Below are 17709 nucleotides of genomic sequence, written 5' to 3'. Positions count from 1 at the left end.
AAGTTAATTTATTTTGCAGGAAAGAAAAATCCACATCCTCGTGAGGTTGTGGATTAGAAATCAACTTAATTTTTTGATTATAACAGAAGCATTTACATTTGTTTGAGTGCCACCGGTCAGAGTTTGCAGCGTAACGGCAGCAGTTGAACTATGATTTCGCAGTGTGAGAATACTTCCAGCCGCTAGAGCCATAATAGACTGCCCATTATTTTGCTGAGTACCAGCTCCTGAACCATATATGGATCCTGTAACTAGCGTACCATTTGAGAATAAGGCGAATTGATTCGGTTCTACTCCCGGCACTGAAAAAGTAACTTCATAATTTCCAGGGGTGGAAACGGTAATCTGACTGGTTCCAGGGGAATGCGTAATAACGGGTGTGAAAATAACACTTGTATCAAAAATAATATCTGCCTCCACAGGAACAGTTTGAGCGCTGATATTATAAATATATCCGGAACCTATTGGGGGAGAAATAGGGTAAATGATCGGCATTCATATTCAACTCCTTATTTATGATTAGAAGCTATGTAAGGAATTAATAACCTCTAATGAAAAATAATGCCGACAATATAAAAAAAGTATTGTCGGCACCAAGTCAACAAATTAGGTTAGTTTACAACAAATTCGATTACAATTGGAGTCAAAGGATCGAGTGTATCACCGTCTGGTATGGTAATAGCAGTAGTCGTAACTGTTGATGTGTCTGCAGTTTGAATCTGTGCATTAATATAAAGATTGTAGTAGGCGGGAGCAGTTGGAAATGCTGTTGCAGCTGTACCGGTGTCATTCGTTGTTGCTGTTGCAAGAATATTATACGCAGCACCGACTCCAGTTCCGTCCCCTGCTGTGGCACTAAATCTTCTGGCAGCCATGAATGGTTTTGTGATTGGCACTTATATCACCTCTCTTCTCTCTACTAACTTATGCTAGTAATCGAAAAAGGGAAGGTCTGAATCGCGGAGTTTAATAGATTGAACTAAGGAACAACTATAGCCGAGAATGTAACGGTTTCGAGAATGATTGGTGTACCCGAATAAATAGTTTGATTATCGAGACTAATGTTCAAATTATTATCATTAATGATATACAAACCGCTTGCTTGCAGTATCCCATTAATATAGAGGTTGCTATAGCTATTTGGACCATTGCCTACAAAAGCAGTTATGAAAACTCCCTCATCGTTTGTAAAATCATCAGCTGGAATAGTGAATGGGGATTCGGCATCTGAGGTCATCTTATAAAAAAATCTTTGGGCAGCTGGTAAAATGAGAATAGAAGGGACGATAATAGATCCCGATTCTCCTTGAGGCCCTTGAGGTCCTTGGGCACCTTGAAGACCTTGAGGTCCCTGAGGTCCCTGAGGTCCTTGAGCACCTTGAAGACCTTGAAGACCTTGTCTGCCTTGAGGTCCAGAAGGCCCTTGCGAACCTTGTGACCCTCGAAATTCTTGTGAGTCATGTTGATAAGCAGCATGAGGTTTCTTCTTGAAATTAATGATCTTTTTGTGCTTTTTCTTTCTTTTTATTGGGCATATACGAATTGTTTTCTTCTTTGTTGCGAGTGGATTTCCCAAGCTCATTCATACCTCCCTAATTATTAAACTATATAGGGTATGATATGACGCTATCGAACTGCGGTATGGACTAAACGTCCATTACAATTAGGCTGTAAACTATTTTAATGAAAATAGGTAACGGAGTAACCAAAAGTTCAAATATAACTCTATTCATTCATCACGCAAAAAAGGAGCTGCTGTACAAGGCTTATAGCCTCGAACAGCAGCTCCTTCTCTATTTTCAACCGCTTAGTAAGCTTGTTGAATTAATGCGGCAGCGCCGATTAGTCCAGCGTCCTGCTGAAGCTTCGCGGGTACGATAGCCGTTTCCCTGCCTGATGGGTTAAGCGCGTTTTTGGAAACATAGTCTCTAACGGCTGCAAAAAGTGGTTCGCCTACTTGTGATACGCCGCCGCCGATAACGATTTTGTTCGGATCAAGAATATTGATTAGCGATACACAGCCCATACCGATTGTTTTGAATACACGGTTAACCAGCTCGGACATTTGGGGGTCGCCTTGCGCCGCCAGCTCAAATGCTTCTTTGGAAGAAACGTCTCGGCCGAGCAGCTCCGTCGCTTGACGGGCAACGGCTGTACCGGAAGCAACGACTTCCCATGGCGTACCGGCTTGATCCATAATCATAAAGCCAGCATCGCCGGCATTTCCTGTTGATCCAGTAAGCAGCTTGCCATGCATAAAGATGCCGGCGCCAATGCCTGTGCTTATCGTAATAAAGATGAAATGCTCGGAATCCTGTGCAGCGCCGACCCATTTCTCAGCAAGGGCAGCAGCGGTTGCATCATTCTCCATCTTAATCGGAAGCGGCAGATGGGCTTGCAATGCCTCTACAACGGGGAAACCCCACCAGCTTTTTAAGTTTGGAGGACAAGTCAGCTCACCCTTGATCGTATTAAGCGGGCCGGGCGCGCCTACGCCGACTCCTTTAAGCGTCTCTAGTGATAGCCCATTTTGCTCGGCCAGCTGCTTTACCGCGTCTGCAACCTGCGCAAGCATGTCTGCGGGCGTGATCTGCAGATTAGTTTTTAATGAACCTTTCGCTATAACGTTTCCTTGCTCGTCTACGAAGCCAAATGCTATTTTTGTTCCACCAATATCAATTCCTACTGCAATACTCACGTAATACCCTCCAATGATATGAAAATGACTGTGAACCTTTGAGAAAAAGTCTATCATACTACAGGAATATTAGAAAGAACCGAACGTATCAGTGCCATTTGGAAGCGCATGCTTTTTTGATCAACTAATGCTGTACAAAAAGTGAGGAGTGTAGTAATATCCAATCGAATGAAGTGCTTGAGAGAGGATCCTTTGCAGCGCAAGGGGTCCTCCGTGCGTATATCATCAACCTAGAGAAGAAGGTAGCTGCCCAAATGGAATCCGAGGCCAAGGAAAGTTCGCGAATCATGAAGTTCGGTATGCCAATGACTGCAAATGTATGGAGAAATGCCCGCATCGATTTAGGTGCGTCCTGTCTTTTTAGCTTATTTAATGTCGTAATGAACCAGTTCTATGTAGCATTCGCGATTCAACAAGGAGCAAGCAATTTTCAAGTTGGATTATTGTCAGCAGCACCTGCCGTTGGTTTATTGTTTTCACCATTTTGGGCGTCTTGGATTGAGAAAGCGAATAACCCAAAACCGTTCGTCGTCATTCCTAATGCCATCGGCAGATTACTGCTGCTGTTGCCGGCTTTTTTCGCTTATCCATCCTTGTATGTAGTGGCTGCGCTTGTATTTCAGCTGTTAATGGGCGTTCAGGCTCCTGCGTATGCGGCATTAGTATCGCGTATGTATCCTTCTGATTTGCGCGGAAGACTAATGGGGTATGTGCGGGTGGCAATGGGGATTATTATGATCCCGCTTGCTTACTTTGTTGGCAGCTGGTCGGATGCCTTTGGGCCGTCAGGTCCACTCATTGCAGCTTCCATTGCGGGTTTTCTCTCTATAAGTCTATTTAATACACTGAAGCTGCCTGTACAGAAAGCTCCTGATAAACCTGCTTCTCTGAAAAAAACGAGCCGGTTCCCGCTTCAGGAGCAGTGGAAGCTTATTAAAGAAAATCGAACGTTAGCTGTTTTTTTAGCTGCGACTACACTTACCGGGTTTGGCAATATGTTTGCAAATCCGTTGTATCAAATTATACAGGTAGATGTGCTTCAGCTTTCCAATTTGCAAATTGGTTATGCTCGTGTCGCTTATTTTACAGCGCTGCTGCTTACGTTCTGGATAGCGGGCTGGATGATCGATCGCATCGATATTAAATATACGCTGTTATGCGGCATTGCAGCTTACGCTATAGTGCCGATGTTATATGGACTTTGGGGCAGCTATGCTGCGGTCATAACCGGCAATGCGATACAAGGAATCGGGGAAGCGATTTGGGATATCGGCATATTAGCATTTGTCTTCCGACTGGCGCCTGGCCGGGAAGCAATGGTTTTCGGACTGCATTTGATGCTTTTTGGCATTCGAGGAACGATTGGGCCGACTTTAAGCACATCGCTTTCGCATAGTGTATCTCTGTCGCTGCTGCTGGTTATTGCTTCTATATGTGGATGGATTGGTACGTTTCTATTTATATCAGGCAATTGGAAGCGGAATCCGCTTACTCAAAAAGGTTAATTTTCGCTTCAGTTTCCGTTCATCTCATGTTCATAATCGAATGCTAGAATGTTTTGAATAGAAGCTATTCATTACATATTCGTAGGAGATGAACGATATGAACAAATGGAAAGTGATGCTTAGCGCTGTTGTTATCGCTGCTGCTTTGGCAGGCTGCGGAGCTCAGGACGAACAGGTATCATCCGATCAGCAAGTGGATGCTCAGGGCAAAGTACAGCGGAATGGAGCCAGAGCGGGCATGGGGCAGATGGGGGCTCAAGCGGATTTGATGGGTAAAGTGAAATCGGTGGATGGCCAAACGATCACCCTCTACAAATCGGCTATGGGACAAGGCGGTCCGCCGCAAGGGGATGGAACGGGCAATATGCCTGGAGCGGGCGAGGGGCAGCAGCCTCCAGAAGGCGCTGAACTTCCAGCAGAAGGTGAGGCTCCGCAACCACCTGCTGGTGATGGAACGGCTTCAGAGGGTGGCGGCAGGATGAATATGGACGCTATGTTCTCAGAGGAGACGGTGGACATTCAGGTGACTGATACGACTAAAATTATGACAGTCACCTTCGAGAATGAACAAATGGTAGAGAAAGAAATAGCGCTGGCAGATCTAAAAGCCGATGATATTTTGTCTATTATGCTAACTGACGATACGCAGATTGCAGAATCCATTACTGTTCGCACGGGAGGTATTGGTGGTTTTGGCGGAGGCGCTGGCGGCGGAAGACAGCCAAGGCAGCAGGAGCAGCAGACAACAACGCAATAGCTATCTGTCCTCGTATCCGCCTGCGGCGGTACGAATAACACAAATAGCAATGCAGCAACTAATGCACCCTCCGAAAGCGAAGCACCTGCAGCGTTAATGCTAATTTAGTCGTTCCACCAACATTAGAAGTAGGCGATCTCAAAACTAGTCTGCTCGCTGGTTTCTCTAACGAACTGTATTATGCTTATGATGCAGAAAAGGGCTTTTCTTTCATTTTAACGAACCGTAGTAACGTTATATTATGGTTTACAGGGTATCATGAGCTGCTTTCTTCGAAATAACGATTCTGGAGTTCATTAGAATGTTAATCCATTAAGAATGCTTTAAATAAGGCTTATTCGGTTCATAAGCTATAAGTATAATAAGGGGAGGACATCATCGTTCTTCCTAAGTCCCTTCCTATTATTAGGTCAACCAGAGCTTACTGGTTGGCCTTTTTTTGCTGTGTACACACATTCGGTAGCTGCAGCTATCCAAAAATATGTCCATATCATCTATAAATGCGGCATATGTTTGCTCTGCCCCTCCGCTTATGATGAAACCACGGAAGACACCAAGTCTATCCAATATCATTTTTAGGGGGACAAAAAAATGAGTAAAGCACGCAATAAGTTTTCAATGCTGCTTCTGATGGTCACAATCATTGCGCTGGTTGCAGCTGGCTGCAGCGGCAATAAGGATGGCGGAGAGAAGCCAGCAGACGGCGGTAAAAGCGCCGGCAGCGGCAAAAAGACAGAAATTTTGTTCTGGTCACCATTCTCTGGTTCGGATGGCCCGTTCATGAAAAAAATCGTAGACAAATATAACGGCTCGCAAGATCAATATAAAGTGAATTTCGTTATTCAGCCAAACGGCGAATATTACAAGCAATTGGACGTAGCGCTAAGCACAGGCAAAGAAAGCCCGGACATGATGATTATGCACGTTGACCAAGTACCAACTTACGCCAGCAAAGATCAATTGCAGCCGATCGATGAGATTGCATCGGGTGCAGGCATCAATAAAGCGGACTTTGCAGATGCAGCAACGACGTATTCGACGCTCGATGGCAAGTGGTTTTCCATTCCGCTTGATATCCATCCGCTTGTGATGTATTACAACAAGGATTTGTTCGATAAAGCGGGCATTTCTGCGGCTCCAACGAACCGTACAGAGTTTGATGATGCCGTTCAGAAGCTGACGGACAAAGAAAAAGGCGTTTACGGTTATGTTGTTCCAACCTTGTGGCCGCAGCAGTTCATTTTCCCAACACTAGTATGGCAAAATGGCGGCGAGCTTTGGAACGGAACAGACGTAGCCTACAACTCTCCGGAAGCGGTTGAAATGGTTCAATGGCTGCGCGGCATGGTGGATAACGGCGTTTCGCCTGGGAATGTTCAACAAGACGGCGAAAATACATTGTTCCTGCAAGGAAAAAATGCGATCCAATTCAACGGCCCGTGGATGAAATCACAATTTGATGAAGCAGGATTAAATTATGGCGTTGCGCCTGTTCCACAAATCGGTAAAGCGAAGCAAGCGGTATTCGCAGGCTCCCATGGCTTCGTTATTCCAAAAAGCGTAACGGATGCAGCCAAAACAGCAGGTATCGGCGATTTCTTGAAATACGTATCCACAAATTCCATGGACTGGGCGGAATCCGGTCAAGCGCTGGCATCGAAACCAATGCTTGAGAGTGACGCGTTTAAAGCGCTAACGTTCCAAAACAATGTAGCATCGGCATTTTCTTATGTGCAATTTGCGCCAAATGTATTGAACTGGGGCACGATCTCTGAGCCAATCTGGGGCGAGCTGAACAATGCATTGCTTGGCAAAAAAGATGCACAAAAGGCTCTTGATGATGCGGCAGCCAAATCGAAGCAAGCAATGAAAAAATAAATAATCGTAAGCAGCGAGGAGGATGGGAATAGCAGAGTCCGTTCCCATCTTCTAAGCTGCGATTGCTTGTGCTAGAAAATATGGAAAGCGTCAGGGGGACTCCGATTGAAAACGACATTTGCATCACGATTCACTTCTTTTTTATTCGTACTGCCATACTTAGCAGCGTTCAGTATTTTTTTGCTGTTCCCGATTCTGTACGGCGTATATATAAGCCTTCAAAATTTCGAGCTGCTATCGAAGGAACATGAATTTGTTGGACTTGCCAACTACATCAAAATTTTCACGCCAGGCACGTATCTCAACGATATTTTTTTTAGAGGGTTGTGGGTAACCGCTCAGTTTGTCTTATTTTCCGTTCCACTCTTAATTATTGTTGGCTTGTCATTAGCGATGCTGGTTAATGCGCTGCCTGCCAAAATACGCGGTTTGTTTCGTACCTTTTATTTTCTTCCGTACGCGTTGTCAGCTTCCGTTATGGCGGTCATTTGGCTGATGATGTTCGATACGAATGCCGGTTTTCTCAATAGTATGCTTGCGAAGCTTGGCATCAACAGCATTCCTTGGCTAACGGATACGCCATGGGCGTGGATTTCACTTATTGTGACGACGCTTTGGTGGACAATTGGCTTCAATATGATTATTTTTATTAATGCACTGAATGAAGTGCCAGAGGATTTCTATGAAGCTGCTTCGATAGATGGGGCAAATGCATGGAATAAATTTACGAAAATAACGCTACCGTCGATTCGTCCGGTTATGCTGTTCATTATGATTACATCGACGATTGCTTCCTTTAATATTTATGCGCAGCCTTATTTATTAACACGGGGCGGACCCGGCGATACGACGAAGGTGCTGCTCATCAATGTGCTGGATCAAGCCTTTTTACGCAAAGAAGTAGGTTCAGCTTCAGCGATGGCGATCGTTATGGCACTGCTCATTATTTTTATATCCATCGTACAGTTCAAGCTGACGAGCGGCAGAAAGGGAGAGGTTTAAATGGTAAAGACTAGAAAGTTATGGCTTATCGTGCTTGCCATAATCATTGCGGTATTTTTCCTCCTCCCGCTCGTTTGGATGATTTCAACATCGTTTAAAAATGATTTCGAAGCATTGTCTGGGAAAATGAACTTTTTTCCGATAAAACCAACGATCGATAACTTCGTACTAGGCTTGACCGGTGAATTAATGAACGTACCCATTACGCGCTGGATTGTTAACTCCTTGTCGGTTGGGCTCATTGGCACCATTCTCGTACTCATTATCGATTCTATGGCGGCTTACGCATTGGCGAGATTAAACGATTTGCCGCTTCGCAGAATTATGCTTTCCTTATTTATCGCTTCACTTATGATTCCTGGCGTGCTCACGTTTCTGCCCATGTATTTGGAATTTAATGCCCTCAATTTAATCAATACGTATCCCGCACTGATTTTGCCGGCAACAGCGGGAGCGTTTGGCGTCTTTTTGCTCTATCAGTTTTTCGCTTCCTTTCCAAAGGAAATCGAAGAAGCGGCGCGAATTGACGGAGCGAACAAGTGGCAAATTTATGCTCGTATTTTATTGCCATCCGCCGTTTCTATTATGGTGACATTAGCCATCTTCACTTTTATGGGGATCTATAACGATTTTGTATGGCCGCTTTATGCGACAACATCACCAGAGATGCGCACGATCACAGCGGGCATAGCGATGATGGCAACAGGAAGCTATACCCAAAGCTACGGCAAGCTTATGGCGATGACGACAGTCGCAACGCTGCCAGTCGTTATTGTGTTCATTCTTGGACAGCGTTCCTTTGTGAGAGCTATCACACAATCGGCAGTGAAATAATCAATGATTACACCGATATGGCAAGGAGAGGAGACCGATAAGGTCTCTTTCTGTCCATGTTGGCGAGTAAGCGGAGGGAATGGCATGAAACTTAATCGTAAGCGTATAACTCTGATCACTTCTATGATTGCGGTAATTATTATTATTTTGGGGGCTTGGATCTTGAATAAAACGAATCATGACACTACGGCTGCGGGAGCTTATAATGGGCATGGTGGAACGTTCAAAAATACGTTAGCATCTATGGACACACCAGATCCGAGCATCATTTATGTCAATGGATTTTATTATATGACGTTTACGCATAACGGAACGGATATTATGATTATGAAATCGCGATCGCTCGACTTCAATCAGGCAGGGCGGAAGGTGGTATGGTACCCGCCTGTAGATACGATGTATTCGGCAAATTTGTGGGCACCGGAAATTCAATATATTCAAGGAAAGTTTTATATCTATTTTGCAGCAGATAACGGTGAAAATGAAAACCATCGCATGTATGCTCTCGAAGCGGAGGCCAGCGATCCGATGGGCAGCTATGCGTTTAAAGGTCAAGTGACGGATTCGACAAACAAATGGGCTATTGACGGCCTCGCGCTTGAGCATGAGGGCCAGCTGTATTTTGTATGGTCGGGCTGGGAAGGCGATTTAAATGTACAACAAAATACGTACATTGCACCGATGAGCAATCCTTACACGATAAGTGGACCGCGAGTATTGCTTAGCGAGCCGGATTTGGAATGGGAGAGAGCAGGCGGACCTCCGTTCATTAATGAGGGCCAAGCGATTTTGAAAAAAGACGGCCGTGTATGGATTGCTTATTCTGGTGCGGGCAGCTGGACACCGTTCTATAGCATCGGTTTATTGTCACTAGAGCTGGGAGCAGATCCACTTGATCCGGCGAAATGGACAAAAGCTGAGCAGCCGCTTATGCAAATGGATGGAGACGCTGAGGTTTACGGTCCTGGACACAATACGTTTGTTTCCTCGCCAGACGGAACTGAGGATTGGATCGTCTATCATGCGACAAGCGGTCAAGGGGACGGCTGGAATAATCGGAAGGCGCGTGCCCAGCGGATTGAATGGCAGAAGGATGGTTTGCCAGTCTTTGGTTCTCCATTATCGCTTGCTACACCAATTGAAGTACCAGCGGGCACAGGATTAATCCGCGCAGAGCATGCAGCAGCTGATAAAGATAGCTTAGCTTTCAGCGGGATATCCTCGTCACTTGATACGGATGCCCCATTATTAGTCCATTACACAAACGATGCGGAAACAGAGCAGCGTATTCAGGTTAATGTGAATGATGCGGCTGGTGCAGAAATTTTACTTCCACCTACTAAGCCAAATGAAGTGGGATATGTATATGCTTCAATTGCGCTGAACGAAGGGCAAAACAACCTTTCTTTTATAGGAAACCAGGCAGCTAATCTGATCTCGGCGATTGAAATTCCACGTTTTGAAGCGGAGTACGCGCAGTTTTCATCAGACAGTGAGCTTATTGAAAGCTCGACAAAATCGAATGGCCGTTCTGTTCAATTGGCAGCGAGTGATAAGGACGCGATTCGATTTGATCATGTTAGAGTTCCGATGGATGGGAAATATGCTTTACATTTAAGTGTGGCTAATGGGACTGGAAGCAAGCAGATGCTGGAGCTGAAGGTAAATGGCGGACGTGTCCAAAAGATAAGCATTCCCGCAAGCGAGGCAGATGCAGTGCAGCAGATAACCGTAAGCGTAAAGCTGAAGATGGATGACAATGCTTTGCAATTTGGAAATGCGACTGGGCAGCTTGAAATCGATTATATCGATATTGTATCCGATAGAAACTAACTAACAACTCAGGCAACGGAGGCGCTAGACATGAATATAAAAAAATGGAGCGCGCAGTGGGTCTCCTATACACTAATCGGTCTCCTGGTCATTGCCTTGACAAGCTGCGCCTCCGAGCAAGAAGCAGATCAGAAGAATGAAGAGACGAAGCCTGAGGCTATAAGGCTTGAGTACTGGACGCCGTTTAGCGGCGGCGACAATCAGTTTATGACGGAAATGGTCACACGATTTAATGAAGAGAATCCGACGATTAACGTTGTGCAAGTAAACTCTCGATTGGATGACTATTACACGAGGCTAAAAACGGCGATAATGTCTGGCAACGCGCCGGAGCTTGCGATTTTGCATCAGACAAGTTTGCCGCAGTTCGTTCAGAACGGCTATATTGAGAATCTGACAGAGCCTGCTAAGCAGATCGGACTTGACTGGTCGGGCTTTAATCGCAATATTCTCGATTCTACCATGTATGACGGAATCCCTTACGCCGTGCCGCTTGATACGCATGCGCTTGTTATGTTTTACAATAAAACCTATTTGCGTAAAGCGGGTCTAATTGATGAGGCGGATAAGCCATTGATCGGAGCAGGAGCTGCGGGATTTGAAGCCTTCCTGCAGAAGCTTAAGTCTTCGATACCAGCCGACATTGCGCCGATGGCTCAGCCGAGTACTCGGATTGATTCCGTTTGGCTTTGGTGGAGCCTTTATAACCAAATAGACGGCGGGGGCAGCTTCTATAATGAGGATGCAAGTGCTGCCGTATTCAACAATCCGCAAGCGCTGCAAGCACTAAGCTATTTGAATGATTTGTACAAGAAAGAGCTTATTCCGCCTGATATTAATGATGCATTCAAGCTTTTTTATGATGGAAAAGCTGCGGTGCTAATTACAGGGATGTGGGGAACGGGTGCATTTGAGAAAGCAAAAAATTTGGACTTTGGTGTAATTCCAATGCCTGCGCTGTTCGACCGCGCTGCGGTATGGGGGGATTCGCACACCATTGCCATACCGACCAAGCATGGGATGACGGATGAGAAGAAGCGAGCGGCGCTTACTTTTGTTAAATGGTGTGTAGAAAATGGTGCGATGTGGGCGGAAGCGGGCCATGTGCCAAGCATGACAAAGGTCGTTGCCAGCGAACCGTTTAACAGCTTGAATTACAGAAGCTCCTATGCAGCTTCCGCAAACTATGTAGCTTATTGGCCGCGCCATGTCCGGCAATGGTCGATCGTTGAAATTTTAATTCAAGAATTTGAAAAAATGAATTATTCGGAGCAAACGCCTGAGGAAACGCTGCAAGCAGCCGTGAAAAGGGTGAACATCGAGCTGAGGAAGTAAGGAGATAGCTATGAAGCGGGTACTCTCGGTGATTGGGTGGTTCAAAAATCAGGAGCTGGCACGAAAGCTCATCCTCATAAACTTTATACTCATCGTGCTTCCACTCAGCGTTATGGGGTATTTCGCCTTCACTCGGTTTGCTTCGACGCTTGAGCAGAAGGTCGGCGACTATCAACTGCAGACCATGAAGCAGCTGACGCTAAATCTGGATACTTATATGGCAGAATTAGATCGTTTGACGCTTATGCCCTATCAATATGAGCAAATTACAGCTTTTCTAGAGAGCAAGCGAGAGCAGGGTCAGGCTTTATCACTGGAAGAGATTAAGCAATTAAACAGCTTTGTCTCCCAAGTATTTCTGAACGGCCGTATTGATATTGTAGGCGTCTCGTTATTTGGGGAAAGCGGTGCATCCTATGTTGTACTGCCGGAAAGCCAATATGTCACGACGTATCGATTAGATGAGAATGCGCAGTGGCTCCAAAACGAGAAGGGCGGCAACGGACAATCCATTTTTATTACAACCCACAATATTCATTCTACCAGCGGAACGGTATACCCCGTGTTCTCTATTGCAAGGGAGCTGCGCAGCTTTGATAGCGGGAAAAAGCTTGGTTATATCGTTATTGATGTAGATCCAACGGTTATTCATAAGATGATATCGCAGGTTACGCTCGGAACGAAGGAAGCTTTATATATTATGGATCAAGACGGTGGAGTCGTTGTCGGTAAAAATCGAACGATGCCGCAAGAGGCTTTGGGAGGCCTTTATAAGGATAAAGCGCCGGAAGGGGTTACACATGCTGCACTTAACGGAGAGCGGCAGCTCGTTTCTTACGTGACGTCATCGATCACCAATTGGACGACAGTTGGAATCGTTCCGGTGTCGGAGCTGATGAAGGACAGTTTAATTATGCGGAATTCTATTATTCTGTTTGGTGTCATCTGTATGGGCCTTGCTATGCTTATGTCGGTATTCCTTGCGTTTCGAATAACAGAGCCGCTGCGGGGTTTGATTAGGCTCATGCGCAAGGTGGAACGCGGCGATCTTCTCGTATCTTTTCCCGTCAAGCAATGGGATGAAGTTGGCCATTTGGGCAAAGCGTTCAATACGATGGTATCCAAGCTAAGCGAGCTTGGTTACTTGCTTTATGAGACAGAGATTCGCGAGAAGGATGCGCAGATTGCGGCTTTGCAAAGCAAAATCAATCCGCATTTTTTGTATAATACGCTTGGATCGATCAGTATGTATGCAGAAGTCGACGGCAATCAAGAGGTTGTCAAAATGACGAATAATTTAAGCAGGCTGCTGCGTTACAGCTTGAGCAGCCAGAAAGAACATGTCAACCTTGAGGATGAGCTGGGACATGTCTTGGGTTACATGACGATTCAAAAAATGCGCTATGAGGATCGGATCGATTTTCGATTAGACCGAGACGAAGCTTCTTTGACCTGTACGGTCATTCCCTTAATTATTCAACCGATTGTCGAGAACGCCATTAACCATGGCATCGATCAGGGTGTGGGCAATGGGCGAATTACATTAACCTGCAAAATTGAAGAAAACGTGCTGCGTATTGTCATTGAAGACGATGGCATTGGAATGACGGAGGAGCAGCTCGCGGATATTCGCCGTCGGCTGCAGCATTCGAAGGATTTAGGAGGCAGCTCCGGCAATGGATTATTAAATGTCCATCGCAGAATTGTTCTTCATTATGGTGAATCGTATGGTTTAATGCTGGAGAGCATGCCATATCAAGGCTTGAAAGTTACGATGACTTTTCCTGCTGTATTTGAGAAGCCTGATCAAATGAAAGGGGATGCTCATGCCTAGAATCGTTATTGTAGATGATGAATCGATATTTCGAAAAGGCTTGCGCAAAATGATAATAGAACTCGACCCGGAATGGGAGGTCGTTGGTGAAGCGCGGGATGGTTATGAAGCATTGCAGCTGGTGGAGGAGCTTGAGCCAGAAGCTATTCTGACGGATATTCGGATGCCTCGCATGGATGGCATTCAATTGCAGCAGATGATGAAGGAGCGTTTTCCGCATGTGTTATGCGTCGTAATCAGCGGTTTTGATGATTTTGTCTATATTCAGCAATCGATGAGGCAAGGCGCGAAGGATTATATGATGAAGCCGATTGAGCGCGAAGAGCTGGATAAGGTGCTTAAAATGCTTAAAGAGAAAGTGCAGCTTAGCCAAGCGATTCCCGTCAGCAACCCCCATCGTGATGAGCACCGGATTAGGCAGCATGTCAGTGAACATCTGTTAACCGGCCTTCTGAAGGGCAGCGTAAATGAAGCAGATTTGGAGCTGCTTCGGACCATTGGGATTGACTTTCATCAACCTTTCTTCACATGCATGGTTGTGAAATTAGACAAAAATTCAATCGGCAGTGAGCGGTATAATCAAGCTGATCCTTCTTTGTTTCAATTATATATTCAACAGCTCGTGCAAGAAGTGCTGAGCAGGAGAACAAATGGCTTTTGTTTCATCATGTCGGAGACAGAAGTAGCGGCGCTGCTAAATATTGAGGACAGCGACCTAGCGATGGCTGCCGTGCGGGAAATAGGCGAGACGATTCGCAGACAAATTACAAGCTTATCGAATATGACGGTTACGATCGGCATAGGCCAGGTGGCAAAAGGCTTTAAATCGATATCCGATGCGTACAACGAAGCGGAAATTGCTTTGCTTCACAGGCTCATCGTTGGCGGAGATAAAGTGTTAGTCTACGGTGATTTAGGCACGGATGACCGTTTCAAAGGTGAGCTGAAAACATGGTCGTGGGAGAAGCTGGATCTGGCCATGAATGAGGGGAAGCTGGAACAGGTCGCGGCGGCAGCCCATGCTTTCGTAAGTGAGCTTTGCCTTGATGCCAAAACGCCGGAAACCGTGCATCAGCAGCTGTGCAAGCTGCTCATTCATTATTATGAAGCAGCAGGGCGGCTGCGGCTAACGAAGCAGTGGCTGGGTATGAAGGATATGAAAACCGTTCTTTTTGATATTTGCTCGATCTCTTCCAGAGAAGAGCTTATGGATGCATGCTCACAGCTGCTCGTTCGTTTAGCCTTATGTATCGCTGAGAGTACGGCGCAGCCTGAGCATGATCCCATTGAAAAATCGATTCGATATATTGAACAGCATTATTCCAAGGCGCTGACGCTTAAAGAGGTAGCCGATTCCGTCTATTTAAATGCAGCATATTTCAGCACCTTGTTCAAGAAGCAAACCGGGAAATCATTCGTTGAGCGGCTTACTGAGATTCGAATCTTTGAAGCGAAGCGGCAAATGGTTCAAACCGATAATAAAATTGCTACGATAGCTGAACACACGGGCTTCACGAATATCCGTCATTTTAACCGTGTGTTTCGCAATGAAACCGGTATGTCGCCAAAAGAATACCGTGAAGATATCCATATCAAGCCGAATGTTATGCAGAACTAGCTGCTAGTAGGCGACGTAAACTTGAATGTCCTGATCATAATTTCCGAATTGTTTGCCGAACATGCTTAATCCTCCGCTGTGGGTTGCCGTCTCCGGCGCACATATACGGAATCTGATGTCGTCGCCAAAGCCAACATCAAGATCCGTTATCGTCCGATCAGACATCCGAATGCCATCGATGAAGGAGCCACCTGAGTCGATGGTTATTTGTTTCAGCAAGCCATGCTGAGTCCCCAAATCCCACCAGCTAGGCGTATACACACCCTTTACTGCACCGAAGTCTCCTGGACAAGTCCATACTCCGAGCAAGATGTCATTAATATAAAAGGAAAGATCGGAAGGCCAGTTCTCGTTGTAATGCGGTGCTTCCGAGCATATTTCAAGCGATATGGAAATGCTTTTTGCCGATTGTTTTCCTACTAAATAATTAGGAATGCGATATTCAATATAGCCGCTTCCGAACCACAGATGGCATGCCTTCACATGCTCAGGATCGGAGAAGTAGCGCGGGTCATCCACCATGCCGATAATTTTGGTGTCCGATGTCAGTCCGCAAGTAGGTTTTACTTCATAAGAGGAATATTGACCAATTGGAATGGATACGGCATACCTATTTTGAATGGTTTGCTCCTTCACACGAAATTGCAGCGTAGCAGAATCGAGTGTGAGATGGCACACCTTCTGGCGGCCTCTCGTGCTGGGCACACTTTCTGTCGTAATAATGGATGCTTCTTCTAGCTTCTGAATATGTTTAGTCACAATGGCTGACGAAATGCCTAGCGCTTCAGCTATTTCTTTAATGTTCATTGGTTTAATATTTAATAATTCAATAATCTTCACTCTTGTGTCCGATGCAAAGCATTCAAGAAATTTGATATTGCGGCTGTTAACCTCTATGTTCATCGATTGATCCTCATTCCGTTATGTTTGCTAACATTATATAATTCGAAAGTTAATTACACAACTCAAATGTTTACTAATTAAAACGTTTGAACGTTGTAAACAAAAGAAGAGGGTGTCCTAATGGCCTGTATAGACCAAAAGGATCACCCTCTTCGTATTTCGGTATATGGGAAGTCTAGATTAATATAGGGAAATGGTTAGAGTGTCACGTTCGAAATAAGAATGAAGCGTTGCCTCACTGCCTACAATTTCTACGCTAATTAGCGATTTGATACATGTTTTAAGTGCGTTTTTGCCTGTTGTCAGTTTACGGTTAAGTACTGCGGTCAATTTCTCAATGGCTTGCTTATTTGTATCTGTTAAATAGACAGGTATCGTTTTATTTTGGAACATCAGCATCGTTTTCATAGTATGGACCTCCATCCCGCGAAGGATTTTTTTTTATAGTGTAACGTACAATTATTAAATAATTCTTAAAATTCGGTGAGTATTTGGTTACAAAGCTGTAACTTTTGAGTAAATGACCAAATCATACACGTTTTTTCTTATTATGGACGACGATCCGACGATTCAAGCTGTTTTTTGCGAAACTGGGAAGGCGTGCATTTCATCATTTTGCGAAAAACTTTGACGAAATAACTAATATGATCGAATCCTACATCAAGCGCTACAGCTGCTATTTTGAGCTCTGGCTTCAGAAGCAGCTCCGTTGCTTGTCTAATTCGATAAGCATTCAAATACTCAATTGGCGTTTGTCTGGTCATCGTCTTGAAGAAGCGGCAAAACTGACCTTCGCTCATCGGAATTTGATCAGCAATTTCTGCGATCCGTATAGGGCGCTGGAAATGATTTTGCATATAAATAATAGCGGTCTTCAGTCTGTCAATTTTTGTAGAGTCGGCATTGCTTGTTTCACTTCTGTTGCAAAATTTGCTTTGCGCGGCAATTTCATGAAGCATTAAATAAAAGTGACCCTTCACCGCGGTCTCATGACCAGGCTTCTGACTTTGGCATACGTTCATAATGCATTGCAAATGCTGAAGCAGCGCGATTTCCCATTCTGTTTTTGGCTGAATATGTCTAGGAAACGTCTTTTTCTTGTCCTGAAGCGGTGAAATAAATCGTTCCTGTACGGCATCATAGCTGGCACTGGCGAGCAAATGAGTGTCGAACACGATGGCGCAAAAAGAACAGGCATTATCACCTTGTGCATGACCAGCATGAATGTCGCCACCGTCTATAAAAACAGCTTCGCCTGCTTTTACAATGAAATAATCGGTATCAACCTGGAACAGCACTTCACCTTCAAGTACATAAAAAAACTCCGCTTCAGCATGCCAATGACAATCCAGAACGGGGACGCCAGCCTCTTCATGTTCAATCCAGTAGGCGGCAAGCGGGAACATATTGTCGCCATGCAGCCGGTCTTCTTTTAAGGCGTGCCTAGTTGTTTGATCCATTTTGAGAGGCCTCCTGTGCTTGATGCGAGTTAGTTGCCATTCCATAGAGGCA

Annotated in this window: 16 protein-coding genes; 9 read left to right on the top strand and 7 right to left on the bottom strand. The window is 45.1% G+C overall.

What is annotated here, in order from left to right; translation table 11 throughout:
• Positions 1-60: 60 nt before the first annotated feature.
• The 4 genes from MHH56_RS25860 to MHH56_RS25845 all read right to left on the bottom strand — a co-directional run bounded on the left by MHH56_RS25860 (position 61) and on the right by MHH56_RS25845 (position 2698).
• Positions 61-495, bottom strand: a complete 435-nt coding sequence (locus tag MHH56_RS25860; RefSeq protein WP_339204520.1) for a collagen-like protein — start codon at positions 493-495, stop codon at positions 61-63.
• Between the two features lie 116 nt (positions 496-611).
• Positions 612-896: a DUF4183 domain-containing protein gene (locus MHH56_RS25855; protein ID WP_076267468.1), complete on the bottom strand. Its 285-nt coding sequence runs from the start codon at positions 894-896 to the stop codon at positions 612-614.
• 83 nt (positions 897-979) lie between these two features.
• Complete coding sequence (locus tag MHH56_RS25850; protein ID WP_339204519.1) at positions 980-1582, bottom strand: DUF4183 domain-containing protein; 603 nt, start codon at positions 1580-1582, stop codon at positions 980-982.
• Positions 1583-1807: 225 nt separating this feature from the next.
• Positions 1808-2698 carry an ROK family protein gene (locus MHH56_RS25845; RefSeq protein ID WP_339204518.1) on the bottom strand — a complete coding sequence of 297 codons (891 nt, stop codon included), beginning with the start codon at positions 2696-2698 and terminating at the stop codon, positions 1808-1810.
• A gap of 173 nt (positions 2699-2871) precedes the next feature.
• Here MHH56_RS25845 and MHH56_RS25840 point away from each other — a divergent pair, with 173 nt between their 5' ends.
• From MHH56_RS25840 to MHH56_RS25800, 9 genes are all read left to right on the top strand, one after another.
• Positions 2872-4203, top strand: a complete 1332-nt coding sequence (locus tag MHH56_RS25840; protein WP_339204517.1) for an MFS transporter — start codon at positions 2872-2874, stop codon at positions 4201-4203.
• 97 nt (positions 4204-4300) lie between these two features.
• Positions 4301-4960, top strand: coding sequence for a hypothetical protein (locus MHH56_RS25835; protein ID WP_339204516.1), 660 nt, complete (start codon positions 4301-4303; stop codon positions 4958-4960).
• 591 nt (positions 4961-5551) lie between these two features.
• Positions 5552-6838, top strand: a complete 1287-nt coding sequence (locus MHH56_RS25830) for an ABC transporter substrate-binding protein (RefSeq protein WP_339204515.1) — start codon at positions 5552-5554, stop codon at positions 6836-6838.
• 105 nt (positions 6839-6943) lie between these two features.
• On the top strand, positions 6944-7840 hold the full coding sequence (locus tag MHH56_RS25825) for a sugar ABC transporter permease (protein WP_339204514.1): 897 nt from the start codon (positions 6944-6946) through the stop codon (positions 7838-7840).
• Positions 7841-8674 carry a carbohydrate ABC transporter permease gene (locus MHH56_RS25820; RefSeq protein ID WP_339204513.1) on the top strand — a complete coding sequence of 278 codons (834 nt, stop codon included), beginning with the start codon at positions 7841-7843 and terminating at the stop codon, positions 8672-8674.
• 84 nt (positions 8675-8758) lie between these two features.
• Positions 8759-10507: a family 43 glycosylhydrolase gene (locus MHH56_RS25815; RefSeq protein WP_339204512.1), complete on the top strand. Its 1749-nt coding sequence runs from the start codon at positions 8759-8761 to the stop codon at positions 10505-10507.
• 30 nt (positions 10508-10537) lie between these two features.
• Complete coding sequence (locus MHH56_RS25810) at positions 10538-11842, top strand: ABC transporter substrate-binding protein (RefSeq protein WP_339204510.1); 1305 nt, start codon at positions 10538-10540, stop codon at positions 11840-11842.
• A gap of 10 nt (positions 11843-11852) precedes the next feature.
• Positions 11853-13676: a sensor histidine kinase gene (locus MHH56_RS25805; RefSeq protein ID WP_339204509.1), complete on the top strand. Its 1824-nt coding sequence runs from the start codon at positions 11853-11855 to the stop codon at positions 13674-13676.
• Positions 13669-15294, top strand: coding sequence for a response regulator (locus MHH56_RS25800; protein ID WP_339204508.1), 1626 nt, complete (start codon positions 13669-13671; stop codon positions 15292-15294). The genes MHH56_RS25805 and MHH56_RS25800 overlap by 8 nt, the downstream gene beginning before the upstream one ends.
• Positions 15295-15297: 3 nt before the next feature.
• Here the strand turns inward: MHH56_RS25800 and MHH56_RS25795 are convergent, their stop codons facing one another.
• The 3 genes from MHH56_RS25795 to MHH56_RS25785 form a co-directional block, all read right to left on the bottom strand.
• Positions 15298-16197 (bottom strand): ArsR family transcriptional regulator, encoded by a 900-nt coding sequence (locus MHH56_RS25795; protein WP_339204507.1) that lies wholly within the window; start codon positions 16195-16197, stop codon positions 15298-15300.
• A 180-nt stretch (positions 16198-16377) separates the two neighbouring features.
• Positions 16378-16605: a hypothetical protein gene (locus MHH56_RS25790; RefSeq protein ID WP_053372108.1), complete on the bottom strand. Its 228-nt coding sequence runs from the start codon at positions 16603-16605 to the stop codon at positions 16378-16380.
• A gap of 140 nt (positions 16606-16745) precedes the next feature.
• Positions 16746-17657 (bottom strand): AraC family transcriptional regulator, encoded by a 912-nt coding sequence (locus MHH56_RS25785; protein ID WP_339204506.1) that lies wholly within the window; start codon positions 17655-17657, stop codon positions 16746-16748.
• Positions 17658-17709 lie beyond the last annotated feature (52 nt).

The organism is Paenibacillus sp. FSL K6-3182, assembly GCF_037976325.1.
GTDB lineage: Bacteria > Bacillota > Bacilli > Paenibacillales > Paenibacillaceae > Pristimantibacillus.
The sequence above is the reverse complement of the archived record's forward strand: the minus strand, read 5'-3'. Positions and strand labels throughout refer to the sequence as shown.